At 59.9% G+C, this 22,906-nt stretch carries 23 protein-coding genes; 17 read left to right on the forward strand and 6 right to left on the reverse strand.

Features of this window, described 5'->3' with window-relative positions:
- The first annotated feature begins 44 nt into the window (after nucleotides 1-44).
- The gene (locus AC07S6_RS07690; protein WP_014718774.1) at nucleotides 45-950 is read left to right on the forward strand and encodes a hypothetical protein; all 906 of its coding nucleotides are present in this window, start codon (nucleotides 45-47) and stop codon (nucleotides 948-950) included.
- A gap of 214 nt (nucleotides 951-1,164) precedes the next feature.
- Here AC07S6_RS07690 and AC07S6_RS07695 read toward each other — a convergent pair whose 3' ends face one another.
- Nucleotides 1,165-2,073 carry a MurR/RpiR family transcriptional regulator gene (locus tag AC07S6_RS07695; RefSeq protein WP_043050572.1) on the reverse strand — a complete coding sequence of 303 codons (909 nt, stop codon included), beginning with the start codon at nucleotides 2,071-2,073 and terminating at the stop codon, nucleotides 1,165-1,167.
- Nucleotides 2,074-2,357: 284 nt separating this feature from the next.
- Between AC07S6_RS07695 and AC07S6_RS07700 the strand changes: the two genes are divergently transcribed.
- From AC07S6_RS07700 to AC07S6_RS07760, 13 genes are all read left to right on the forward strand, one after another.
- Nucleotides 2,358-4,295, forward strand: coding sequence for a bifunctional 5-dehydro-2-deoxygluconokinase/5-dehydro-2-deoxyphosphogluconate aldolase (locus tag AC07S6_RS07700; RefSeq protein ID WP_197883303.1), 1,938 nt, complete (start codon nucleotides 2,358-2,360; stop codon nucleotides 4,293-4,295).
- A 148-nt stretch (nucleotides 4,296-4,443) separates the two neighbouring features.
- The gene (iolE, locus tag AC07S6_RS07705) at nucleotides 4,444-5,331 is read left to right on the forward strand and encodes a myo-inosose-2 dehydratase (RefSeq protein WP_495112011.1); all 888 of its coding nucleotides are present in this window, start codon (nucleotides 4,444-4,446) and stop codon (nucleotides 5,329-5,331) included.
- 3 nt (nucleotides 5,332-5,334) lie between these two features.
- Nucleotides 5,335-6,123: a 5-deoxy-glucuronate isomerase gene (gene iolB / locus AC07S6_RS07710; protein ID WP_019817190.1), complete on the forward strand. Its 789-nt coding sequence runs from the start codon at nucleotides 5,335-5,337 to the stop codon at nucleotides 6,121-6,123.
- A gap of 23 nt (nucleotides 6,124-6,146) precedes the next feature.
- Nucleotides 6,147-6,968 (forward strand): TIM barrel protein, encoded by an 822-nt coding sequence (locus AC07S6_RS07715; RefSeq protein WP_073454308.1) that lies wholly within the window; start codon nucleotides 6,147-6,149, stop codon nucleotides 6,966-6,968.
- A 149-nt stretch (nucleotides 6,969-7,117) separates the two neighbouring features.
- A complete protein-coding gene (gene iolD / locus AC07S6_RS07720) occupies nucleotides 7,118-9,049 on the forward strand; it encodes a 3D-(3,5/4)-trihydroxycyclohexane-1,2-dione acylhydrolase (decyclizing) (RefSeq protein ID WP_495112012.1) in 1,932 nt (643 codons plus the stop codon).
- 19 nt (nucleotides 9,050-9,068) lie between these two features.
- The gene (gene iolG / locus AC07S6_RS07725; protein WP_019817191.1) at nucleotides 9,069-10,079 is read left to right on the forward strand and encodes a bifunctional inositol 2-dehydrogenase/D-chiro-inositol 1-dehydrogenase; all 1,011 of its coding nucleotides are present in this window, start codon (nucleotides 9,069-9,071) and stop codon (nucleotides 10,077-10,079) included.
- Nucleotides 10,080-10,229: 150 nt separating this feature from the next.
- A complete protein-coding gene (locus AC07S6_RS07730) occupies nucleotides 10,230-11,258 on the forward strand; it encodes a Gfo/Idh/MocA family protein (RefSeq protein ID WP_495112013.1) in 1,029 nt (342 codons plus the stop codon).
- Between the two features lie 126 nt (nucleotides 11,259-11,384).
- Nucleotides 11,385-11,561: a hypothetical protein gene (locus tag AC07S6_RS07735; protein ID WP_003191673.1), complete on the forward strand. Its 177-nt coding sequence runs from the start codon at nucleotides 11,385-11,387 to the stop codon at nucleotides 11,559-11,561.
- Between the two features lie 49 nt (nucleotides 11,562-11,610).
- The gene (locus AC07S6_RS07740; protein WP_197883295.1) at nucleotides 11,611-12,546 is read left to right on the forward strand and encodes a sugar ABC transporter substrate-binding protein; all 936 of its coding nucleotides are present in this window, start codon (nucleotides 11,611-11,613) and stop codon (nucleotides 12,544-12,546) included.
- A gap of 64 nt (nucleotides 12,547-12,610) precedes the next feature.
- Nucleotides 12,611-14,164 carry a sugar ABC transporter ATP-binding protein gene (locus tag AC07S6_RS07745; protein WP_034125691.1) on the forward strand — a complete coding sequence of 518 codons (1,554 nt, stop codon included), beginning with the start codon at nucleotides 12,611-12,613 and terminating at the stop codon, nucleotides 14,162-14,164.
- Between the two features lie 26 nt (nucleotides 14,165-14,190).
- Entirely contained in the window at nucleotides 14,191-15,213 is a 1,023-nt protein-coding gene (locus AC07S6_RS07750; RefSeq protein WP_003191668.1) for an ABC transporter permease, read from the forward strand.
- A gap of 414 nt (nucleotides 15,214-15,627) precedes the next feature.
- Nucleotides 15,628-16,032, forward strand: a complete 405-nt coding sequence (locus AC07S6_RS07755; RefSeq protein WP_003191666.1) for a TraR/DksA family transcriptional regulator — start codon at nucleotides 15,628-15,630, stop codon at nucleotides 16,030-16,032.
- A 157-nt stretch (nucleotides 16,033-16,189) separates the two neighbouring features.
- The gene (locus AC07S6_RS07760; protein ID WP_034125690.1) at nucleotides 16,190-16,393 is read left to right on the forward strand and encodes a hypothetical protein; all 204 of its coding nucleotides are present in this window, start codon (nucleotides 16,190-16,192) and stop codon (nucleotides 16,391-16,393) included.
- Here the strand turns inward: AC07S6_RS07760 and AC07S6_RS07765 are convergent, their stop codons facing one another.
- The 3 genes from AC07S6_RS07765 to AC07S6_RS07775 form a co-directional block, all read right to left on the reverse strand.
- Entirely contained in the window at nucleotides 16,394-16,636 is a 243-nt protein-coding gene (locus tag AC07S6_RS07765; RefSeq protein WP_034125689.1) for a DUF2789 domain-containing protein, read from the reverse strand.
- A gap of 68 nt (nucleotides 16,637-16,704) precedes the next feature.
- On the reverse strand, nucleotides 16,705-16,935 hold the full coding sequence (locus AC07S6_RS07770) for a hypothetical protein (protein WP_034125688.1): 231 nt from the start codon (nucleotides 16,933-16,935) through the stop codon (nucleotides 16,705-16,707).
- Between the two features lie 110 nt (nucleotides 16,936-17,045).
- Entirely contained in the window at nucleotides 17,046-17,321 is a 276-nt protein-coding gene (locus AC07S6_RS07775) for a phospholipase A2 family protein (RefSeq protein WP_032872432.1), read from the reverse strand.
- Nucleotides 17,322-17,715: 394 nt separating this feature from the next.
- Here AC07S6_RS07775 and AC07S6_RS07780 point away from each other — a divergent pair, with 394 nt between their 5' ends.
- Both AC07S6_RS07780 and AC07S6_RS07785 read left to right on the forward strand, forming a co-directional pair.
- Nucleotides 17,716-18,165, forward strand: coding sequence for a hypothetical protein (locus AC07S6_RS07780; protein ID WP_052199932.1), 450 nt, complete (start codon nucleotides 17,716-17,718; stop codon nucleotides 18,163-18,165).
- A gap of 131 nt (nucleotides 18,166-18,296) precedes the next feature.
- Nucleotides 18,297-19,304, forward strand: coding sequence for an ABC transporter substrate-binding protein (locus tag AC07S6_RS07785; protein ID WP_060767672.1), 1,008 nt, complete (start codon nucleotides 18,297-18,299; stop codon nucleotides 19,302-19,304).
- Nucleotides 19,305-19,461: 157 nt separating this feature from the next.
- Here AC07S6_RS07785 and AC07S6_RS07790 read toward each other — a convergent pair whose 3' ends face one another.
- Both AC07S6_RS07790 and AC07S6_RS07795 read right to left on the reverse strand, forming a co-directional pair.
- Complete coding sequence (locus AC07S6_RS07790) at nucleotides 19,462-21,588, reverse strand: TonB-dependent receptor (protein WP_495112014.1); 2,127 nt, start codon at nucleotides 21,586-21,588, stop codon at nucleotides 19,462-19,464.
- A 91-nt stretch (nucleotides 21,589-21,679) separates the two neighbouring features.
- Nucleotides 21,680-22,069, reverse strand: a complete 390-nt coding sequence (locus AC07S6_RS07795) for a DUF2946 domain-containing protein (RefSeq protein WP_044274076.1) — start codon at nucleotides 22,067-22,069, stop codon at nucleotides 21,680-21,682.
- Between the two features lie 93 nt (nucleotides 22,070-22,162).
- Here AC07S6_RS07795 and AC07S6_RS07800 point away from each other — a divergent pair, with 93 nt between their 5' ends.
- Nucleotides 22,163-22,600 carry a DUF3995 domain-containing protein gene (locus AC07S6_RS07800; RefSeq protein ID WP_014718756.1) on the forward strand — a complete coding sequence of 146 codons (438 nt, stop codon included), beginning with the start codon at nucleotides 22,163-22,165 and terminating at the stop codon, nucleotides 22,598-22,600.
- The last annotated feature ends 306 nt before the right edge of the window (nucleotides 22,601-22,906 follow it).

Genomic DNA, 22,906 nt, shown 5'->3' on the forward strand with positions numbered 1-22,906 from the left:
TTGAGACTTGTAACATCATTTTTCGTGCCTGGAGCAAAACAACAATGATCACATCCTCATCCACGCTGCAAGAGTCAAGCACGCTCTCCGGGGTTTCCTGGGGGGCGATTTTCGCCGGTGCCGCTGCGGCGGCTGCATTGTCATTGATCTTGGTATTGCTGGGCTTCGGCCTGGGCTTTTCGGCGGTGTCGCCTTGGGCTGACAGCGGTATCAGCGCCAAGGGCCTTGGCATTTCCACAATTGTCTGGCTGGCGTTCACCCAGATCGTTGCGTCGGGCCTGGGCGGTTACATCGCCGGTCGGTTACGGGTGAAGTGGGCCAATATGCACGGCGACGAGGTGTACTTTCGCGACACCGCCCATGGCTTCCTGGCGTGGGCAGTGGCCACATTGATCACGGCGATGCTGGTGGTCGGCTCGGTCAGCAGTGTGGTCAGCGGCGGCGTGAAAGCTGGCGCCAGCGTGGCATCGGGCGCCGCCAGCGGCCTCACCCAAGCTGCCGGCAGCGCGGCAAAAGGTGCCGACAGTGGTGACTTCGGTTATTACGTCGACAGCCTGTTCCGCGATGATCGCCCAGCGGCGGTCAGCGATGATGCAGCCCACGCCGTGGTCGGTCGTATCCTGACGCGTACGTTGAGCAACGACGGCCAACTGGCAGCGGAAGATCGCGCCTACCTGGCCCAACTGATCAGCCAGCGCACCAACCTGAGCCAGGCCGATGCCGAAGCCCGTATCGACAAGGTGTATGGCGATGCGCGCAAAGCCGTCGAAGACGCCAAGCTCAAAGCCAAGCAAGCTGCTGAAACCGCAGCGAAAGTGGCGGCCTACACATCCCTGTGGACCTTCGTGGCCTTGCTCATCGGTGCGTTCTTCGCCAGCTTCGCCGCTACCTTTGGCGGTCGCCGCCGGGATGCCGTGGTGTACGTCGAAACCGAAAACTACGTTCGTTAATTCAAGGAGAACATGATGCGCTCATTACTGCTGTGGTTCCTCGGCGTGCCGATTCCGGTGATCATCCTGATCGCGATTTTCATGCACTAATTGTAGGAGCGAGCTTGCTCGCGAAGAACTGCTAGGCGCCGCGTTCATTCAAAATGGCCGCGGCGTTCTTGCGTTTTTCGCGAGCAAGCTCGCCCCTACAGGGGCAGGGGTAGGGCAGGCCCCGTCAGTCGTCGAACCCAACCTGCTCATGAATCTCATCCACCTTCAATTCCAACCGATACGCCACCGCAATGAACAACGCCTGGCACAGGCACAGCGTGGCGCTCAGCGAGCGGAAAGCAAACGAGGAGCCTTCATTGACCAACAGCACCGCATTCGCGCGCTTGGCCAGGGGCGACAGGTTGCTGTCGGTGATGATCAGGGTCTTGGCCTGGTGATGCTGCGCGATGCGCAGGCAGTGCTGGGTCTCTTTGCCGTAGGGCGTGAAGCTGATGGCTATCACCAGGTCATTGGCGCGCACGCTGCGCATCTGCTCGCGATAACTGCCGCCTAGCCCCGAGATCAGGTGGATGCGCTTGTTTGTGTGCTGCAGGTTGTAGACCAGGTAGTCGGCCACCGCAAAGGAGCGGCGCACGCCGACCACGTAGATGTTGTCGGCATTGACCACCAGGTCCACGGCTTTCTCGAAGGCCGTGTCGTCCAGCTCCAGCCCCAAGCGTTCGATGCCCGAGAGGGTGGCGTTGACGCACTCGCGCGCCAGGTCGCCGCCGCTGGCCTTCTGGGACTTGTTGGCGATCATGCTGCGGATGCGCTGCTGGTAGTTCTGTACCGGCGTGGTCTTGTGGGTATACGCCTCACGAAACAGCGCCTGCATCTCACTGAACCCACTAAAGCCGAAACGCTGGGAGAACCGCACGATGGCCGAGGGGTGCACTTCGCATTCCCGGGCGATGTCGCTGATGCGGTCGACCATGATCCGGTCGCTCTGCTGGCTCATGTAGCTGGCGATGCGCTTGAGCTGGCGCGGCAGGCTCTCGTATTCGTCGGTGATCAGCTGCAACAGGCGTTCGGCATTGATCGGAGGGCTGGCGACAGTTTCTTCCAGGGTGGTCTCGGGATCGGTGCGGGACATGGGCAATCCTTCTGGCGTGTTCGTCTGATGCGCTGATAGGTGGCGCAAGTCTACAGGGTAGGCGCAAAAAAATACCCCGGCATCACGGCCCGCGTGGCCTGCTGAAACGATGCATGGGCGCTGGCGTGCCGCTATCCTGAGGTATTGGAAAAAATATTCCACTAAAAATAATTATGGAATAAATATTGATTGCTGCCACCGGACGTTCTAGTCTGCTCCCACCAAGAGCGTTTGCCGTCGCCACGGCGGCACAACGCAGGCTGATAAAAATAACAGGAGCCAGCATGGGCCAGACTCGTTTTGCCAGTGGGCGTCAATTGGATCTGATTTGCCTCGGGCGCCTGGGCGTCGATCTCTATGCGCAGCAAGTCGGTGCGCGGCTTGAGGATGTGTCCAGCTTCGCCAAGTATCTGGGCGGATCTTCCGCCAACATCGCTTTCGGCACCGCCAGGCTGGGGCTGAAGTCGGCGATGCTGAGCCGGGTCGGCGATGACCACATGGGCCGTTTCCTGGTGGAATCCCTGGCCCGCGAAGGCTGTGATGTCAGTGGCATCAAGGTCGACCCTGAGCGCCTCACCGCCCTGGTCCTGCTGGGCCTCAAGGACCGCGAAACCTTCCCCCTGGTGTTCTACCGCGAAAACTGCGCCGACATGGCCTTGCGCGCCGAAGACATCAGCGAAGCCTTTATCGCCTCCAGCAAAGCGTTGTTGATCACCGGTACGCATTTCTCCACCGACGGCGTGTACAAGGCCAGCCTCCAGGCCCTGGATTACGCGGCCAGGCACAACGTCAAGCGCGTGCTAGACATCGACTACCGCCCCGTGTTGTGGGGCCTGGCCGGCAAGGCCGATGGCGAAACCCGTTTCGTCGCCGACCAGAATGTCAGCCAGCATGTGCAGAAGATCCTGCCGCGTTTCGACCTGATCGTCGGCACCGAAGAGGAATTCCTGATTGCCGGCGGCAGTGAAGACCTGCTCACGGCCCTGCGCACCGTGCGCGAACTGACCCCGGCCACCCTGGTGGTCAAGCTCGGCCCCCAGGGCTGCACGGTGATCCACGGCGCAATCCCGGCGCGCCTGGAAGACGGGGCCATCTATCCTGGCGTGCGGGTTGAAGTGCTCAACGTGCTGGGCGCAGGCGATGCTTTTATGTCGGGCTTTCTCAGCGGCTGGATCAATGACGCCAGCGATGAGCGTTGCAGCCAGTTGGCCAATGCCTGTGGCGGCCTGGTGGTATCGCGCCACGCCTGTGCGCCAGCGATGCCGACCCCCGCCGAACTCGATTACCTGTTCAACAGCCCCGTGCCTATCACCCGGCCGGACCAGGACGTGACCCTGCAACGCCTGCACCGTGTCACGGTGCCGCGCAAAGTCTGGAAGCAACTGTTCGTCTTTGCCTTCGACCACCGCTGGCAATTGGTGGAGTTGGCGCAAAAAGGCGGCCAGGCCCCTGAGCGTATCAGCGACATCAAGCAGTTGTTTATCCAGGCCATCGAACGCGTGGAGCGCAAACTCAGCGAGCAGGGCGTCGAGGCGGATGTGGGCCTGCTAGCCGACCAACGCTTTGGCCAGGATGCACTCAACGCCGCCAGCGGTCGCGGCTGGTGGATCGCTCGCCCGGTGGAAGTGCAGAACTCGCGGCCCCTGGCGTTCGAGCACGGGCGTTCGATCGGCAGCAACCTGATTGCCTGGCCCCAGGAACACATCATCAAGTGCCTGGTGCAGTTTCACCCCGATGACGAGCCGATGCTGCGCCTGGAACAGGAAGCGCAACTCAAGGCGGTGTACGAGGCGTCGCTGGTCAGTGGTCACGAACTGCTGCTGGAAGTCATCCCACCCAAGGATCACCCGTCCACCTACCCGGACGTGCTCTACCGCAGCCTTAAACGCCTGTACAACCTTGGCATTTACCCGGCCTGGTGGAAGATCGAAACCCAATCGGCCGAAGACTGGAAAAAGCTCGACGAACTGATCCAGGAACGCGACCCCTACTGCCGTGGCGTGGTGTTGCTGGGCCTGAATGCTTCCCCCGAGTTTCTCGCCGATGGCTTCAAGCAAGCCAGCCAGAGCAGCACCTGCCGTGGGTTTGCCGTGGGCCGCACGATCTTCCACGAGCCGAGCCGGGCGTGGATGGCGGGGGAGATTGATGATGAAACGCTGATCCAGCAGGTGCAGGCGACCTTCGAACAGCTCATCAATGCCTGGCTCAGCGCCCGACAGTAAATACGATCAAATGTGGGAGCTGGCTTGCCTGCGATAGCAATCTATCCGTTGCAAATGTACTGCCTGACACACTGCTATCGCAGGCAAGCCAGCTCCCACACAAAGCAGATCCCAGTGAATTCTGAAGATAAAAACAAAAGGTGCAGCCATGCCCGCAATCCGAATTGGCATCAACCCGATCTCCTGGAGCAACGACGACCTCCCGGCCCTCGGCGGTGAGACCCCGCTGAGCACGGCCCTGAGCGAAGGCAAGGACATCGGCTACGAAGGTTTTGAACTCAACGGCAAATTCCCCAAGGATGCCAAGGGCGTCGCTGACGTGCTGCGTCCTTATGACCTGGCGCTGGTGTCCGGTTGGTACTCCAGCCGTCTGGCCCACCGTTCGGTGGCTGAAGAAATCGAGGCGATTGCCGCCCATGTCGAACTACTCAAACACAACGGCGCCTCGGTACTGGTATACGGCGAAGTGGCTGACTCGATCCAGGGCTCGCGCATCCGCCTGATCGAGCGCCCGCGTTTTCACAGTGAACAGGCCTGGCAGGCTTACGCCGACAAGCTTACCGAGCTGGCGCGTTTCACCCTGTCCCAGGGCGTGCGCCTGGCCTATCACCACCATATGGGCGCGTACGTCGAATCCCCCGAGGACATCGACCAGTTGATGAAACGCACGGGCCCGGAAGTCGGCTTGCTTCTCGATTCGGGCCACTGCTACATGGGCGGCGGCGAACCCATCGAGGTGCTGCGCAAGCATATCGACCGCGTCTGCCATGTGCATTTCAAGGATGTACGCAAACCCGTGGTGCAACTGGCGCGTAACCAGATGTGGAGCTTCCCGGACTGCATCGTCAACGGCACTTTTACCGTGCCCGGCGATGGTGATATCGACTTCGCACCGTTGCTGGATGTGTTGCTCGCGGCGAACTACAAGGGCTGGCTGGTGGTGGAAGCCGAGCAGGACCCGGCCGTGGCGCCCAGCTATATCTACGCCAAGAAGGGTTACGACACCCTGCGTGCGCTTCTCAACCAGAGGACTTGAGTGATGAGCTTGTTGGTCAAAAGCAGCAAACGCGGGCAAACCATGGTTGCCCTGGAGGCGGGTCGCCTGGAGTACGTGGGCTTTGCCGCCTACCGCCTGAGCCTGGGCGAAACCCTGCCGGTCAGTGCGGGCGATCAGGAACTGTGCCTGGTGCTGCTCAGCGGTCGGGTGAATATTGAAGGCGAAGGCTTCAATTGGCAGAACCTGGGGGATCGCCAGTCGGTGTTCGAAGACAAGTCACCGTTCGCCGCCTATTTGCCGCCGGGCACTGACGCCCGAGTCACGGCCCTGAGCGACGTGCAGATTGCCGTCTGCGCAGCGCCGGGTGCTACGGGTTTTGCCCCGCGCTTGATCCGCCCCGAGCAGTGCAAGCGCAGTGTGCGCGGCAAAGGCGCCAATACCCGTTACGTGTGCGACATCCTGCCCGACAGCGAGCCGGCTCATTCGCTGCTAGTGGTGGAAGTGCGCACGCCGTCGGGGCATTCCTCCAGCTACCCGCCGCACAAGCACGACACCGACGACCTGCCGCACCAGAGCTTTCTGGAAGAGACCTACTACCACCAGGTCAATCCGCCTCAGGGCTTCGTGTTCCAGCGTGTGTACACGGATGATCGCAGCATTGACCAGGCCATGGCCGTGGAAAACAGCGACCTGGTGGTGGTGCCCAAGGGGTATCACCCGGTCAGTGTGCCGTATGGCTACGAGTCTTATTACCTGAACGTGATGGCCGGCCCCAAGCGTGCATGGCATTTCCATAACGACCCGCAGCATAGTTGGCTGCTGGACCTATAAACGGTTTTGGACGGAGAACAACAATGAAGTCGCCGCTACGTTTTGCCCTTAACCGTATGGTCGCGCCTGATTTGCCCCTGGCGGATTTTATCCAGTTGGCCAAAGCCCTTCAGTGCGATGCCATCGAGATCCGCAACGACCTCAAGAACCGCGAGATCGAATACGGCATGTCCGCCAGCCGCGTGCGTGAGTTGTGCGCCGCGCAGGGCATCAAGGTGTTGTCGATCAACGCGCTGTACCCCTTTGATGTGTGGAACGACGAACGCCGTGCCCAGGCAATCGAACTGGCCACCTACGCCCGTGAGTGCGGGGCCCAGGGCCTGGTGATGTGCCCGTTCAATCAGCCTGGTGATACGCGCAACGACGCGCAGCGCGCCGCCGGTTTGCGCACGGCGTTGAGCGAGCTGGCGTTGATCCTGCGCGAGTACGGGATTCTGGGTTTCATCGAGCCCCTGGGCTTCACCGTATCCGCCCTGCGCCGCAAGCGCGTGGCAGTGGATGCCATCAAGGCCATCGGTGGCCTGGATGTGTTTCGTGTGGTGCACGACACCTTTCATCATCACCTGGCCGGCGAGCATGAGTTCTTCCCGGAGCTGACCGGGCTGGTGCACATCTCCGGGGTGGAAGACCGCGAGGCGCCGCTCGACTCGATCCGCGACGGTCACCGCGTGCTGGTGGGCGAGGACGATATCCTCGGGAATGCGGCGCAGATCGACACCTTGCTCAGCACTGGCTACAGCGGCTATCTGTCGTTCGAACCGTTTGCCGAAAGCGTGCACGGGTTGGCGGATATCCAGCAGGCGTTGGGCAGCAGCATGGCGTATTTGCAAAAGCCCTTGCCATAACGCGATCAAAAATGTGGGAGCTGGCTTGCCTGCGATAGCAGTTTGTCAGGCAATACATATGCAACTGATAGACCGCTATCGTAGGCAAGCCAGCTCCCACAGTGGATCGGTGTTGAACACTTCAATTGCAGTCACACAAGGTGCAAGTGATGACCACAACAAGATTGACCATGGCCCAGGCCCTGGTGAAGTTCCTGGACAACCAATACATCGAAGTCGACGGCGTACAGAGCAAGTTTGTCGCCGGGGTCTTCACTATTTTCGGGCATGGCAATGTGTTGGGCCTCGGTCAGGCCCTGGAGCAGGACAGCGGCGACTTGGTGGTGCATCAGGGCCGCAATGAGCAAGGCATGGCCCACGCAGCCATCGGGTTCGCCAAGCAGCACCTGCGCCGCCAGATCTATGCGTGCACGGCCTCGGTCGGGCCGGGCGCGGCCAATATGCTCACCGCCGCAGCCACCGCCACCGCCAACCGCATCCCGTTGCTGTTGTTGCCCGGCGATGTCTATGCCAGCCGTCAGCCCGACCCGGTGTTGCAGCAGATCGAGCAGTTCCACGACCTGAGCATCAGCACCAACGACGCCTTCCGCTCCGTGAGCAAATACTGGGACCGCATCAACCGCCCGGAGCAACTGATGACCGCGGCGATCCATGCCATGCGCGTGCTGACCGACCCGGCTGAAACCGGCACGGTGACCCTGGCCTTGCCCCAGGATGTACAAGCCGAAGCCTGGGACTACCCCGACTATTTCCTGCAAAAACGCGTGCACCGCATCGACCGACGCCCGGCCACCAGCGCCATGATCGGCGATGCGCTGGCTGCGTTTCGCGGCAAGCGCAAGCCGCTGATCATTTGCGGCGGCGGGGTCAAATACTCCGGCGCCAACCAGGCACTGCAAGCCTTCGCCGAGCGTTTCGATATTCCTTTCGCGGAAACCCAGGCGGGCAAGAGCGCTGTGGTGTCCAGTCATCCGCTGAACGTCGGCGGCATCGGCGAAACCGGCTGCCTGGCGGCTAACTTGCTGGCGCCTGAGGCCGACCTGATTATTGGCATCGGCACTCGTTATACCGACTTCACCACCTCCTCAAAATCGCTGTTCAAGCACCCCGAGGTGAAGTTTCTCAACCTCAATATAAGCCCCTGCGATGCGTTGAAGCTGGACGGCGTGCAAGTGCTGGCCGATGCAAAAGTCGCCCTTGAAGCACTGGCCGATGCCCTGGGCGATTACCGTTCGGGCTGGGGCGAGCAGATCGCCGACGCCAAGGCGCAACTCGACGCTGAAGTGGACCGCGTGCATCAGGTGCACTACCAGGGCGATGAGTTTGTCCCCGAAGTCGACGACCACCTGGACCGTGCCGTGCTGCGGGAATTCATCGAGCTGACCGGTTCGTGCCTGACCCAGAGCGCTGTGCTCGGCGTGCTCAATGCACGCCTGGCCGATGACGCAATCATCGTGGCCGCCGCTGGCAGCCTGCCCGGCGATTTGCAGCGTGCCTGGCGCAGCAAGGGCGTCAACACCTACCACGTCGAGTATGGCTATTCATGCATGGGCTACGAGATCAATGCCGCCCTGGGCGTGAAGCTGGCCGAGCCGAGCAAGGAGGTGTACGCCCTGGTCGGCGATGGCTCCTACATGATGCTGCACTCGGAGCTGGCCACCTCGATCCAGGAGCGCCGCAAGATCAACGTGGTGCTGTTGGACAACATGGCGTTCGGTTGCATCAACAACCTGCAGATTGGCAATGGCATGGACAGCTTCGGCACCGAGTTCCGCTACCGCAACCCCGAGAGCGGCAAGCTCGACGGTGGCCTGGTGCCAGTGGACTTCGCCATGAGCGCAGCGGCCTACGGTTGCAAGACCTACAAGGTCAGCACGCTGGAACAGTTGGAAGCGGCGTTGGCGGATGCCCGCACGCAAAGCGTCTCCACGCTGATCGATATCAAGGTGCTGCCCAAGACCATGATCCACGGCTACCTGTCGTGGTGGCGGGTGGGTGTGGCGCAAGTGTCCACCAGTGAACGCACGAATGCAGCGGCAAAAAAACTCAATGAACACCTGGCCAAGGCCCGGCAGTACTAACAACAAGAGGAGTGTTTGCATGTCTTTGAAACTTGGAGTGATTGGTACGGGCGCCATTGGCCGGGACCATATTCGTCGTTGCAGCCAGGCCTTGCTCAACAGCCAGGTGGTGGCCGTCACCGACATCAACCTTGAGCAGGCGGCCCAGGTGGTGGCGGATTTAAAGCTGGACGCCGAGGTGTACCCGGACGGCCATGCGTTGATCAATTCGCCGGAGGTCGAAGCGATCCTCGTGACCTCGTGGGGCCCCAGCCACGAAGAGTTCGTACTGGCCGCCATCGCCGCCGGCAAACCGGTGTTCTGTGAAAAACCGCTGGCGGTGACGGCCGAGGGCTGCCGCAACATTGTCGAGGCCGAAGTAGCACACGGTAAGCGTCTGGTCCAGGTGGGCTTCATGCGCCCTTATGATCAAGGCTACCGCGCCCTCAAGGCGGTGATCGACAGTGGCCAGATTGGCGAGCCGTTAATGCTGCACTGCGCGCACCGTAACCCCACGGTGGGCGAGAACTACAACACCGGCATGGCGATCACCGACACCCTGATCCATGAGCTGGACGTGCTGCGTTGGCTGCTCAACGACGACTACGTGTCCGTGCAGGTGGTGTTCCCGCGCAAGACCAGCAAGGCGCTGGCGCACCTGCGCGACCCACAGATCGTGCTGCTGGAAACTGCAAAAGGCACGCGTATCGACGTGGAAGTGTTTGTGAACTGCCAATACGGCTACGACATCCAGTGTGAGGTGGTGGGGGAGAGCGGTATCGCCAAGTTGCCGGAGCCATCTCAGGTGCAACTGCGCAGCGACGCGAAGCTGTCCAACGCGATCCTGATGGATTGGAAGGATAGGTTTATCGGTGCTTATGACGTGGAGTTGCAGGCATTTATCGACAGCGTGCTGGCCGGGCAGGTCGGCGGGCCGTCGGCCTGGGATGGGTTTGCGGCGGCGGTGGCGGCGGATGCGTGTATTGAAGCCCAGGGCAGTGGGCAGATTGTGAAAGTCAGCCTGCCGGATCGCCCACACTTCTACGGCTAACTCACTGAAGAAATGTGGTTAACACTGTGGGAGCTGGCTTGCCTGCGATAGCGGTCTATCAGTGGCAGATTCAGTGCCTGACACACTGCTATCGCAGGCAAGCCAGCTCCCACAGTTGCTTGGGTTCCCAAATCAATTCTGGAGTTGAGCATGCGAATCGGACTAGTGGGTTACGGCCACGGTGGGCGCTTTTTTCATGCGCCGCTGATCGCCACCCTGCCTGGCGCCACCTTTGTCGGCGTGGTGACGCGTTCACCCGAACGTCGCCAGCAATTGAGTACTGATCTTCCAGGTGTCAAAGCCTTCGACTCCATCGGCCAGATCGTCGAAGCCGGCGTCGATGCCCTGGTGATTTCCACCACCCTCAAAGGTCGCCCGGCCCTGGTGCTGGAAGCCATCGAGCACGGGGTAGCGGTGGTCAGCGACAAGCCCTTTGCCGCCAACGCCGAACAAGCCCAGGCCCTGATTACCGCTGCCGAGCGTCAGGGCTCGTTGCTCAGTGTTTATCAGAATCGGCGCTGGGATTCGGATTACCTGACCCTGCGCAAACTGATCGACGCTGGCGCCTTGGGCACCATCACCCGCTTTGAATCCCGCGTGGAGCGCTACAGCCCGCAAGCTGTGGGCAATGCCAGCGGTGGAGGATGGCTGCGCGACCTGGGCAGCCATCTGGTAGACCAGGCGTTGCAACTGTTCGGACCGGTGGAGCGGGTGTTCGCCCAATTGCACTACACACCAGAACATCCCACCGTGGACCACGGCTTCTTTGTCTCCCTCACTCATGCCAACGGCGTGATATCGCACCTGTGGGGCAACGCGTTGCAGAACAGCCAGGCGCCGCGATTTCGCGTCAGTGGCAGCCTGGGTTGCTACACCATCGACGGCCTGGACGGCCAAGAAGAAGCGCTGCTGGCCGGCAAGTCGCCGAAAACCGAAGGTGACCACTGGGGCGCTGAGGAGCACCGACGCTGGGGCTGGTTCGAACAAGGGTCGGAGCGTGAGCGGGTGCCGTCGGAGAAGGGCTGCTGGCCCCAATTCTATCGGCAGTTGCAAGCGGCCGTGGTGGGGCAGGAGCCGCTGCCGGTCAACGCCTATGACGCCCTGGAAACCACCCGTATATTGGATGCCGCACGTTTGAGCGCTGAGCGCCAGCAGGTGGTCTCGACAAAAATAGAATAAAATTCTAAAACAAGTTGATATGGAAATTATTTTCTAATACAGTCTTTTCCAGGTTGCATAAAGTACGTCCCGGAACCTACGGGCGACTCAACAAAAACAAGATCAAAAACAACCAGGTACCGTCAGATGAAAATCTTCAACGCTGTACTGCGAGTTTTACGCCCCCTCCAAGCGCCACGCGGACTGCCCCGCGCCCGGCCGTTCTACTTCTCCTTCCTGAATGTGCTGTGCGTCGAAAACCAGGGCGCACTGGTGTGCTGCATTCCTGGCGCGCCGGTGGTGCGACTGACAGCCGAGTCCTGATCAACGCAACGTCGAAAAAAACCAACAAGAAAGTGGAGACAGACCGTTCATGAAGACCCCGATCCGTTTTACCGCCCTGGCCCTGTCCATGCTGCTGGCCAGTGGCGTTGCCGGCGCCGCTGACCTCAAGGTGGGCGTGACGATGTCCGCGTTCGATGACACCTTCCTCACTTACCTGCGCGAGGACATGGACAAGCAAGCCAAGTCCTATCCAAAAGGCGATGGCGTGCAACTGCAGTTCGAAGATGCCCGCGCCGATGTGGTCAAGCAGTTAAGCCAGGTCGAGAACTTCATCAGCCAGAAGGTCGACGCGATTATCGTCAACCCGGTCGATACCGCGTCGACCAAGAACATCATCAGTGCCGCCACAAAGGCGGGTATCCCGCTGGTGTTCGTCAACCGCCGCCCCGACCAGAAAGACCTGCCCAAGGACGTGGTGGCCGTGACCTCCGATGACGTCGAGGCCGGCCGCCTGCAAATGCAGTACATCGCCGAAAAGCTCGGCGGCAAGGGCAAGATCGTGATTCTTTTGGGCGACCTGGCGAACAACTCCACCACCAACCGCACCAAGGGCGTGAAGGAAGTGCTGGCCAAGTACCCGGACATCAAGATCGAGCAGGAGCAAACCGGCATTTGGTTGCGTGATAGGGGCATGACCCTGGTCAACGACTGGCTGACCCAGGGCCGGGAGTTCAATGCGGTGCTGGCCAACAACGATGAGATGGCGATCGGTGCATCCATGGCCCTGAGATCGGCCGGCAAGGAAAAAGGCAGCGTATTGATTGCCGGTGTGGACGGCACGCCCGATGGCTTGAACGCGATCACCAAGGGCGACATGACCGTGTCGGCCTTCCAGGACGCCAAGGGCCAGGCGGTAGGTTCGGTAGAGGCAGCGCGCAAGATGGCCAAGAAGGAGCCGGTCGAGCAGAACGTGGTGATCCCGTTCCAGTTGATCACCCCGGACAACGTCAAAGACTTCAAGTAGCCCCGACATAACAACAAAAGCTGGCAGGGCGGTCACGGCCGCCCTGCAGATGGAGTACCTCCCTATGCTTGCTCAAGCCGCCACGTCTCAGCCCGCCGCCCACCCGGCGCTGGCGCTGGACGAACCCTACCTGCTGGAAATCCTCAACATCAGCAAAGGCTTTCCCGGTGTCGTGGCCCTGGACGATGTGCAGCTGCGGGTGCGCCCCGGCACGGTGCTGGCGTTGATGGGCGAGAACGGTGCGGGCAAGTCGACGCTGATGAAGATCATCGCCGGCATCTACCAGCCCGACGCCGGCGAAATTCGCCTGCGTGGCAAGCCGATCACCTTTGAAACGCCGCTGGCCGCGCAAAAGGCCGGGATCGCGATGATCCACCAGGAGCTCAACCTGATGCCCCATATGAGCATCGCCGAGAACATCTGGATCGGCCGCGAACAGCTCAATAGCCTGCACATGGTCAACCACCGCGAAATGCACCGCTGCACCGCCGAGTTGCTGGCGCGCCTGCGCATCAACCTCGACCCCGAAGAACAGGTCGGCAACCTGAGCATTGCCGAACGGCAGATGGTCGAGATTGCCAAGGCAGTGTCCTACGACTCCGACATCCTGATCATGGATGAACCCACCTCGGCCATTACCGACAAGGAAGTGGCCCACCTGTTTTCGATCATTGCCGACCTCAAGTCCCAGGGCAAAGGCATCGTCTATATCACCCACAAGATGAACGAAGTGTTCGCCATCGCCGATGAAGTGGCGGTGTTCCGCGACGGCCAATACATCGGCTTGCAACGGGCCGACAGCATGAACAGCGACAGCCTCATCTCGATGATGGTCGGGCGTGAACTGAGCCAGCTGTTTCCGGTGCGCGAAACGCCTATTGGCGAGCTGCTGCTGTCGGTGCGCGACCTGAGCCTGGACGGCGTGTTCAAGGACGTATCGTTCGACCTGCACGCCGGGGAGATCCTCGGTATCGCCGGGCTGATGGGCTCCGGGCGCACCAATGTGGCGGAAACCATTTTTGGCATCACCCCAAGCTCCAGCGGGCAAATCACCCTGGACGGCAAGGCGGTGCGCATTACCGACCCGCATATGGCCATCGAAAAAGGCTTTGCGCTGTTGACCGAGGACCGCAAGCTCAGCGGCCTGTTCCCGTGCCTGTCAGTGCTGGAGAACATGGAGATGGCGGTGCTGCCGCACTATTCGGGCAACGGTTTTATCCAGCAGAAAGCCTTGCGTGCCCTGTGTGAAGACATGTGCAAGAAACTGCGGGTGAAAACCCCGTCCCTGGAGCAATGCATCGACACCTTGTCCGGTGGCAACCAGCAAAAGGCCTTGCTGGCGCGCTGGCTGATGACCAACCCACGCTTGCTGATCCTCGATGAGCCGACGCGTGGTATCGATGTGGGCGCCAAGGCTGAGATCTATCGCTTGATCGCCTTCCTCGCCAGCGAGGGCATGGCGGTGATCATGATTTCTTCCGAACTGCCCGAAGTGCTCGGCATGAGCGACCGGGTGATGGTAATGCACGAAGGTGAACTGATGGGCACCCTGGATCGCGCCGAGGCGACCCAGGAAAAAGTCATGCAGTTGGCTTCCGGGATGACCGCAGTCCACTGATCTACAGAATAAGAAGGTGATGGGTTATGAACGCAATAACAGACAACAAGCCGGCAACCGCACCGGTCAAGAACCGTCGACGCATGCCCACCGAGCTGAGTATCTTCCTGGTGCTGATCGGTATCGGCCTGGTGTTTGAACTGTTTGGCTGGATCGTGCGCGACCAGAGCTTTCTGATGAACTCCCAGCGCCTGGTGCTGATGATTCTGCAGGTGTCGATCATCGGCCTGCTGGCCATCGGTGTGACCCAGGTGATTATCACCACGGGCATCGACTTGTCGTCCGGCTCGGTGCTGGCCTTGTCAGCGATGATCGCCGCCAGCCTGGCGCAGACCTCCGACTTTTCCCGGGCGGTGTTTCCGTCCCTCACCGACTTGCCGGTGTGGATCCCGGTGGCGATGGGTTTGGGCGTGGGGCTTTTAGCGGGCGCGATCAACGGGAGCATTATTGCGGTCACCGGCATTCCGCCGTTTATCGCAACCCTGGGCATGATGGTCTCGGCCCGTGGCCTGGCGCGCTATTACACCGAAGGTCAGCCGGTGAGCATGCTCTCGGACTCCTACACGGCGATCGGCCATGGCGCGATGCCGGTGATTATCTTCCTGGTGGTGGCGGTGATCTTCCACATTGCCCTGCGTTACACCAAGTATGGCAAGTACACCTATGCCATCGGCGGCAACATGCAAGCGGCGCGCACTTCGGGGATCAACGTCAAGCGTCACCTGATCATCGTCTATAGCATCGCCGGTCTCTTGGCGGGCCTGGCCGGCGTGGTGGCCTCGGCACGTGCAGCGACGGGGCAGGCCGGCATGGGCATGTCTTACGAGCTGGACGCGATTGCCGCCGCAGTGATCGGCGGTACCAGCCTGGCCGGTGGAGTAGGGCGCATCACCGGCACGGTGATCGGCGCGCTGATCCTCGGCGTCATGGCCAGCGGGTTTACCTTTGTCGGGGTGGATGCGTATATCCAGGACATCATCAAGGGCCTGATCATCGTGGTGGCGGTGGTGATCGATCAATACCGCAACAAGCGCAAGCTCAAGCGCTGAGTACCTGCCCTTGTAGGAGCGAGCTTGCGTGGGGCGAAGCACTCCCAATAAAAGCCGGAGACTGCTGCGCAGTCGGCGGGAGCAAGCTCCCTCGCCACAGCAAGCTCGCGCCTACAGGGGATCAGGCACTTTCAACCGTTTGTCTCCTATATAGCTCCACAACACTGAATTTCTTGCTATAAACGCACTCCGATGACCGTTCGCCAAGCCCGTCCTGGTGCTTTTGGGGGTTGATCGGGAAAAAATGCCTGTCTTTTCAGTTGCTGCGCCCTCAAGTCGGCCTTAGACTGCCGCCCCTCGTAAATTGAGTGCCGGGTGGCGCTTGGAATGGATGGCGCCCTTCCGAGACCTGCACAGGTCGGCCGGAACGCTCCCTAATTCGCCTTAATGCACGTATTTTTTATAGAGAAATCAATGACAAAGGAAAAGTTGCTGGCCATGCCGGCGGATGACTACATGAATGCCGAACAGCACGCTTTTTTCGAGAAGTTGCTGCAAGACATGAAGGTGGAGCACCACGAGCGCATTGAGCAGAACCGTATCGCCATTGAGAGCCTGGATACCCCGGCCGACCCGGCTGACGCGGCTTCTGTCGAAGAAGAGCGCACCTGGCTGGTAAACGCCATTGACCGCGACCAGCGCATGCTGCCGCAACTTGAGCGTGCTCTGGAACGCATCAAGGAAGATTCCTTTGGCTGGTGTGACGACAGCGGCGAGCCTATCGGCCTCAAGCGCTTGCTGATCAGTCCTACCACCAAGTACTGCATCGAAGCGCAAGAGCGCCACGAGCAGATCGACAAGCACCAGCGTCAAGCCTGATGCGGTGAAGGGGGCGGCTCTCTAGCTGGCCGCCCTGGATCGGCATTGTTGCTGTTTATGCAATGAAGCTATTCCGTGGATAGCTTTTTCCAACTGGAATAAAGCCGTAGCATGGCCAACATTGTTAGCCAGCTAACTAATGCTGCGGAGAAGCTCCATGCAAAACAAAGTCGATGTGGCCGTAATGATCGGCAGTGGCGTACCCCAAACCCTGCGAGCCCTGGGCCAGCGAGCCTGCTGGGTGGTGTTGCTCAACGGTGAGCAGCGCGGCACTGCATTCGCCAGCCGGGACGAGGCGCAGGAATGCCAGGCTGCCTGGCAAGCGCTATTGCGCAGGGAAGCGTCAGACAGCCTGCATTGATCAAGCGCGGGGAGGCTCATGCAGCAGCGCATTGAGGTCATCCACTGCGGGAGCCCATTCTGCGTCGACCTGCAATTGTTCCCTGAGGAAGTTCGCCTGCTGTTCGCTCCAGAATGGCGCGTCGATGAGTTTTACATCATCGGGCAGTCGATGTTCGGCGGTAAAACGTTCGATGGCTTCCTGGCTGGAATCCAGCCCCAGTTGTTCGAACAGGGTTTCAAGGGTTGGGGTGGTGGTGTCCATAGCGTTCTCCATGCGGGCTTATCGTCATGCATGTGAGGGGCAGGGCACGCCAGAGTTCTATCGGATTGTCAGGTATTGAGCGCGCCGCAATCCACGGCAGTTTTCAGTGCCTTGGCCGCCTCTTTGCCAGCCACGGCCGCTGCGTCGGCGGTTTTGAACCAGCGGTCTTTCTCCACCTGGTGCGCGGTGACCTTGTTCAGCGGTGGTTTGGCTCGCATGATGATGACCGCTTGAAACTCACCGTCTACTTCCCTCGCATCGCCGTGGATAATAAATTCGCCAATATCAAATTCCGTCACGTATGGCTTTCCCTTCAAGGTAACTGCGTTGATGAAACCTGACCCGCGGGGGGCAAACTTCCATGGACAGGCCAGTATGGCAGTTGTTGAGGGGCAGTGGCGCGGTAAAGTCATCCAGGCGACGAAACGATTCCGCCGCCTGAGGCGTATAGCTTGGCTTCAAGGGACTTGGCCAGTTCGCAGGCTTTGATGTGATCGCTGCGAAACCCCTTGATCTTGCCGCTGGGCACTTCAAGAATATGAAAAAAGTTCTTTCCTGCGGGTACAACTTGGTAAAGCACCGAATTGGAGTACCCATTCAGGTTCAGCAGGCAGTAGTATTGCTGTTCGTCAGGACATGGTGAACGAGTGTGGAAAGACGTAGCGTCGTGTTGACGTCGTTGCATGCTCAGCTCCTGTCGATCGATCCGGTTAGCTTGTCTGCGTTGTTTCGGGTGGTTTTCACCCTGGTTGCTGTTCTAGTATTGTCGTCGGTAGTTCGTGACTGGTTCCATGCCCAGATGTTTTTTTGTGTTGGGGTGTCGGAAAACTGCATTTTTAATTGGGTTATTCTCTGAAGTCGGCAGACCCGTATTCTCGGGTCGTTGAACCTGTGATTTGCTGTATCGCGGTTGACTTCCCATGAGGTCCGCCGTTGAGGTTTGTACTAGCCTTACGAGTTCTCTTCAGTTTTTTAATGACTCTGTATCGTGTCGTAACGGCCATTTTTTGTGCTGTTCGCTTTGGCGGCCAGTACTTTTTTGATGTGGGGGCGTTTCCTTGGCAGTCAGTAATCTGGATATGCACGCGTTATTCGTGCTGGGTGATTTGCGCGCAAAGTTGGTCAAGCAGTTTCAATCTCGGTTTGTCTACGTCACTGAACAGACGCCGGAAGGTATTTATATCGCCGAAATCGATACCGAAACGGCGCTGGTCGTGGATGACAAGCCACGTCTGGAACTCAAAGTAGGTGACCATTTTCGCGCAGCGGTATTGCCCAGCCGCGAAGGTGGCAAGTTCGAATTGAGGTTTCGCGATATCAAGTTGACCGTCTACGGCCTCGGCGACTATGCCTTTGTGTCGTCGAACGAAGGCCAGGGTATTGTGTTCAAGGAAGGCCACAGCGTGATGCTGGTATTCGCCGCCCATGAGCAATTGCAGGAAGGGTTGACCAAGACCCTGAAGGCCGTGACTGGCAAAGCCGCCAAATGGCGCAAGGGTGAACTGGTGACCTTCAAGGCCAGCGAGTAGGCGATAAATACGCTGTGCATCTTTGTCTTTTGGAACCTCTACTACAGTTGAGTTGACTTAACTATTCAGAGGCTTCGCGCATTCGCAGCAAAGCCGTTCGCCATGACTGCGAAAACGCGAGGTGCACAGGCATGAAAGGATTGAAGTCACTGCTGGCGGCGGGCCTGACGACCCTGAGTCTGTCATTGCCGGTATCGGCTGCCCAGGCACCGGTGCATTTTGCCGACCTGAACTGGGAAAGCGGCAGCCTGATCACTGAAGTACTGCGTTTTATCGTCGAGAAGGGCTATGACCTGCCCACCGACACCTTGCCTGGTACCACCATTACCCTGGAAACCGCCCTGGCCAAGAATGACATCCAGGTGATCGGCGAGGAATGGGCAGGCCGCAGCCCGGTGTGGGTCAAGGCTGAAGCCGAAGGCAAGGTGGCGGGCCTGGGCGATATCGTCAAAGGTGCGACCGAAGGCTGGTGGGTGCCGGAATACGTGGTCAAGGGTGACCCCTCCAAAGGGCTAAAACCCCTGGCTCCAGACCTCAAAAGCGTACAGGACCTGGCGCGCTACAAGGACGTGTTCAAAGACCCTGAATCTCCGGGCAAGGGGCGTTTTCTGAACAGCCCCATTGGCTGGACCTCCGAAGTGGTCAACAAACAGAAGCTCAAGGCTTATGGCCTGGACGACAGCTATGTGAACTTCCGCAGCGGTTCGGGGGCGGCGCTGGATGCGGAGATTGCCTCGTCGATTCGCCGGGGCAAGCCCGTGCTGTTCTATTACTGGTCGCCGACCCCGTTGATGGGGCGCTATAAATTGATCCAGCTGGAAGAACCGCCATTTGATGCAGATGCGTGGAAGACCCTGACTGACGCAGACAACCCGAACCCGAAGCCGACACGCTCATTGGCTTCCAAGCTGAGCATTGGCGTGTCGACGCCGTTCCAGCAGGAACATCCACAGATTGCCCAGTTCTTCGAGAAGGTCGAGTTTCCCATCGAGCCGCTTAACAAAGCCTTGGCGACGATGAGCGAGCACCACACGCCGCCTCGAGAGGTGGCCCAGGCGTTTCTCAAGGAACATCCGCAGGTATGGAAGGCCTGGTTGACGGAAGATGTGGCGCAGAAGATCGAGGCGAGCCTCCAGTAACCGGCGGTCTTTGTATCGAGCGAAGATCAAGATGTGGGAGCTGGCTTGCCTGCGATGACTGAGTGTCAGACAACATATTTTTATGCTGACCCACCGCTATCGCAGGCAAGCCAGCTCCCACATTCAATTGCATTTCAAGTCAACGGTCGTTGCAGCGTTAGAACTTGGTCTGTACGGCCAGCTCAAAGGTCCTCGCTGATCCCAGATAGTACGCCGGCGACACATGGGCAAACTCGGCATACACCTCGTTAGTCAGGTTACGCACGCGCCCGGTTACCGAGGTATGCGCATCCACCTTATAGCGCAGGAAGGTGCCGAACAGCGTATAGGCCGGTACGGTCTGGGTGTTGGCATTGTCTGCATACACCTGGGCGACATAGCGCGCATCCACCCCGCCTTGCCAATCCTCGGCAAAGTCATAGGTCAACCACAGGTTACCCACGCGCTTGGGCACGTTGGTTGGCGTATTGCCCTTGCGCGACACCACGGCGCCGCTGGCGATTTTCTCGTTGAACTCATCGTACTGCGCGTCCACCCAGGCGAAGTTGCCTTCGGCCAATAGCCTCGGCGTGATGCGCAACGAACTGGCCAGTTCGATGCCCTTGGACGACTGCGCGCCCACCGGGATGCTGCTGGTCGGGTCCAACGGGTCGGTGACGGCGAAGTCCCTGCGCTCGATCTTGTACGCGGCGACCGTGGCGGAACCGCGGCCTTCCAGATAATCGAACTTGCTGCCGATTTCCCATTGCTTGCCGGTGGACACGTCGAACACCTGGGTAGTGGTGTTGGGCTGTTCGACGGCGGTGCTGTATTGCACATAGACGTTGGCGGAGGGGATGAACTGATAGGTCAGGCCCACCCGGCCCGTTACCGGCTCCCAACTGCGCTTGAAGTGTCGCGGGTTGGTGGCGGTGATCGTACGATGGTTGGTCACGTCCAGATCGATGGCGTCATAGCGCAGGCCAGTCAGCAGCGAGAGCTTATCCGTCAGTCCCAGACGGTTTTCCACGAACAGTGCCTTGGTCGTCACCTGGTTGGTCTTGTCCTTGACGAAACCTGGTCGGGTACCGGGAATATCATAGAAGTGCCCTGGGTCGTAGTGGTTTAGGTCTACGGTACTTTTGCCTGGCACGTTCAACGGGCTGTTAGTGGTGCTGTTGATCTTGTACTCAAAACCTCCGGACCAGGTGGTGGTGAGGCCGAAGACGCTGGTGTCATGGCGCAGTTCGAACTGGTTGCCGTTCTGCTCGCCCTGATGCCGCACCTGATAGGCCGTCGATCGGTTCACCGCGCTGTTGTCGGCGTTGTATTGGTAGGTCTCCAGGTTGCGGTAGTCGCGCTGACTGTCGAGGTGATAGAGGGTGTTTTTCAGTGTGGTGCTGTCGTTGATCCGGTAGTCGATGATCGAGCGTGCCCAGATCGTACGTTGCTCATAACGGCCGTCGGCGACGTTGTAGTTATTGAAGCGGTTGTGCTTGTCGATCTTCAGCTCACCGGCCTTGGGGTTGAGTACCGGCGTGCCCCAATACGGGCTGTCTTCATGCTCGTCCTGATACTCCAGCGCCAGGGTGTGGGACAGGTTCGGGGTGAGGTCGCTGAGCAGGGAAAACGCCACGCTCCACGCATCGCGCTGGTCGCGGTCGATGTAGCTGTGATTGGTGTTGCGGCTCACATCCAGGCGGGCGTAGTGCTGCACCTCGGTGCCGGGTTCGGTCAGCGCATGGTTGAGGCCGAACGCCATACCGGCGGTGTCGTAGCTGCCATAGTTCAGCTGGCCTTCGATGGCCTGTTCCTCGCGGCTTGCCAGCTTGGTCACGTAGTTCAGCGAGCCACCCACTGAGCCTGCGCCGTTAATCAAGGAGGAGGGGCCGCCTACCAGTTCGACGCGGTCATAGATCCACGCATCCACCGGCCGCGCCAGGCCCGTGGCGACATTGATGCCGTTGAACATCTGGGTGATCTGGCTGCTGGTAAACCCTCGGTACGAGACAAAGCCGCCAAAACCGGGCGGGGCGCTGGCGTTGACACCGGGCAGGGTATTGGCCGCATCGCGGAAGGTCTTGGCGCCGTGGCGCTCGATATCGTTGCGGTTGGCGATGGCCACTGACGCCGGGGTTTCCCGCACGCTCAGGCCCAGGCGCGAGGCCATGCCGCTGGATTGGTCCAGGGCCAGCCCAGGCTCGGCACTTTGCTCGCCGTCAATGGTGGTCGGCGCCAGCTCAAGGGCCGAGGCGCAAACAGGCAGGCAGCCGAACAGGCCCGCCAACAGGGGTAAATGTTTCATGGTTGAATCCTGAAAACTTGGCTCGAAAACAACGCACTGCTCCCCGTACTCCTTACGGAAACGAAGCGGTGCAGATCAGAACGCGCAGGGATCAGGCGAAGGCAGGTGGCGCGCGCGGATTAGCCGCAGGCCAGGTGAAGCGGGCAGGAATGTCAGCGGCAAGCACCACCGCAGCAGGCGGTGCATGGGGTTGCGGCAGGACCGCTACATTCAGGTGGGAGTTGAGCGCCGGGCCCATGCCGCCGGTAGAACACAGCGGGCAACCAAACGCCTTCGACAGCGTTGGCAGGTTCTCGTCCGTCGAGTTGCTGGGCAGCGGCGCCTGGGTACGTGGGTCGACCGTACAGAACTGGCCGCTGATGCCGTTGAGCTGCATCCCCACCATTTGCCCATGACCAATACTGCAGGCGAACACATTGAACAGGACGCAGCAGTACAGCATCCAGGCAATGAGTGAACGGTCGGCACGGGCAAGTTTCATGGGGCGGCACTTTATCATCAGCGACCGACGAAATGCCTGCAAAAAAACTCAGGGCGGCTATCCTCATTCGCACATTTTTGTGGAGCACCGACCATGAGCTTTGTGATTGCGCGGTGGATCGTCGGGGTATTTACCTTCATCAGCATGGTGCATCTGTATTGGGCTGCGGGTGGCAAGCTCGGCAGCCTGGCCGCTATCCCGCAACTGCCCGGAGAGTTTGCCAGCGGGCCGCGACCGGCGTTCAAACCGTCGGCGCTGGGTACTTTTCTGGTGGCGATGGGGCTGGTGGCGATTGCCTTGCTCGTGTGTCTGCGCGCCGGGCTGTATTTCTCTCCGGTGTCCCATGGGGCGTTGCAGTGGGGTATCAGCGCGATTGCCGTGCTGATGTTTGCCCGGGCGATTGGGGATTCGGAGCTGGTGGGGTTTTTCAAGAAGGTCGGCGGGTCTAGGTTCGCTCGTCTGGACACCTACTTCTATTCGCCGTTGTGCCTGGTGTTGGGCGCCGGCTTGCTGGTAGTCGCCTGGACCTGAGCCTGAGCCCACAGATACCTGGCTGACACCGCGCAATCCAAAGGTGGGAGCTGGCTTGCCTGCGATGCAGGCACCTCGGTCTATCAACCAAACCGGGTCGATCCCTTCGCAGGCAAGCCAGCTCCCACCTTCAGCCGCGTTCGACAGGTAACCCCGAGCGCCACCAAGCCCCGCTGGCCGCCATTTGATTCACCTCCAAGTATTTCCCAGACAAAAACACACCCCCCGGTTTTATAGCGCTTGACCTTCCCAGTATGGCAAGCCGGATAAAAACCCCAAGTGTCGGTTTGTCTTGAAAATTCCAAG

The sequence above is a fragment of the Pseudomonas sp. GW821-FHT07B01 genome, assembly GCF_059419065.1.

What these genes read in the sequence shown, in the direction of transcription:
- AC07S6_RS07690 (WP_014718774.1), top strand. Translation starts at nt 45, where the DNA reads ATGATCACATCCTCATCCACGCTGCAAGAGTCAAGCACGCTCTCCGGG.
- AC07S6_RS07695 (WP_043050572.1), bottom strand. Translation starts at nt 2,073, where the DNA reads ATGTCCCGCACCGATCCCGAGACCACCCTGGAAGAAACTGTCGCCAGC.
- AC07S6_RS07700 (WP_197883303.1), top strand. Translation starts at nt 2,358, where the DNA reads ATGGGCCAGACTCGTTTTGCCAGTGGGCGTCAATTGGATCTGATTTGC.
- iolE (WP_495112011.1), top strand. Translation starts at nt 4,444, where the DNA reads ATGCCCGCAATCCGAATTGGCATCAACCCGATCTCCTGGAGCAACGAC.
- iolB (WP_019817190.1), top strand. Translation starts at nt 5,335, where the DNA reads ATGAGCTTGTTGGTCAAAAGCAGCAAACGCGGGCAAACCATGGTTGCC.
- AC07S6_RS07715 (WP_073454308.1), top strand. Translation starts at nt 6,147, where the DNA reads ATGAAGTCGCCGCTACGTTTTGCCCTTAACCGTATGGTCGCGCCTGAT.
- iolD (WP_495112012.1), top strand. Translation starts at nt 7,118, where the DNA reads ATGACCACAACAAGATTGACCATGGCCCAGGCCCTGGTGAAGTTCCTG.
- iolG (WP_019817191.1), top strand. Translation starts at nt 9,069, where the DNA reads ATGTCTTTGAAACTTGGAGTGATTGGTACGGGCGCCATTGGCCGGGAC.
- AC07S6_RS07730 (WP_495112013.1), top strand. Translation starts at nt 10,230, where the DNA reads ATGCGAATCGGACTAGTGGGTTACGGCCACGGTGGGCGCTTTTTTCAT.
- AC07S6_RS07735 (WP_003191673.1), top strand. Translation starts at nt 11,385, where the DNA reads ATGAAAATCTTCAACGCTGTACTGCGAGTTTTACGCCCCCTCCAAGCG.
- AC07S6_RS07740 (WP_197883295.1), top strand. Translation starts at nt 11,611, where the DNA reads ATGAAGACCCCGATCCGTTTTACCGCCCTGGCCCTGTCCATGCTGCTG.
- AC07S6_RS07745 (WP_034125691.1), top strand. Translation starts at nt 12,611, where the DNA reads ATGCTTGCTCAAGCCGCCACGTCTCAGCCCGCCGCCCACCCGGCGCTG.
- AC07S6_RS07750 (WP_003191668.1), top strand. Translation starts at nt 14,191, where the DNA reads ATGAACGCAATAACAGACAACAAGCCGGCAACCGCACCGGTCAAGAAC.
- AC07S6_RS07755 (WP_003191666.1), top strand. Translation starts at nt 15,628, where the DNA reads ATGACAAAGGAAAAGTTGCTGGCCATGCCGGCGGATGACTACATGAAT.
- AC07S6_RS07760 (WP_034125690.1), top strand. Translation starts at nt 16,190, where the DNA reads ATGCAAAACAAAGTCGATGTGGCCGTAATGATCGGCAGTGGCGTACCC.
- AC07S6_RS07765 (WP_034125689.1), bottom strand. Translation starts at nt 16,636, where the DNA reads ATGGACACCACCACCCCAACCCTTGAAACCCTGTTCGAACAACTGGGG.
- AC07S6_RS07775 (WP_032872432.1), bottom strand. Translation starts at nt 17,321, where the DNA reads ATGCAACGACGTCAACACGACGCTACGTCTTTCCACACTCGTTCACCA.
- AC07S6_RS07780 (WP_052199932.1), top strand. Translation starts at nt 17,716, where the DNA reads ATGCACGCGTTATTCGTGCTGGGTGATTTGCGCGCAAAGTTGGTCAAG.
- AC07S6_RS07785 (WP_060767672.1), top strand. Translation starts at nt 18,297, where the DNA reads ATGAAAGGATTGAAGTCACTGCTGGCGGCGGGCCTGACGACCCTGAGT.
- AC07S6_RS07790 (WP_495112014.1), bottom strand. Translation starts at nt 21,588, where the DNA reads ATGAAACATTTACCCCTGTTGGCGGGCCTGTTCGGCTGCCTGCCTGTT.
- AC07S6_RS07795 (WP_044274076.1), bottom strand. Translation starts at nt 22,069, where the DNA reads ATGAAACTTGCCCGTGCCGACCGTTCACTCATTGCCTGGATGCTGTAC.
- AC07S6_RS07800 (WP_014718756.1), top strand. Translation starts at nt 22,163, where the DNA reads ATGAGCTTTGTGATTGCGCGGTGGATCGTCGGGGTATTTACCTTCATC.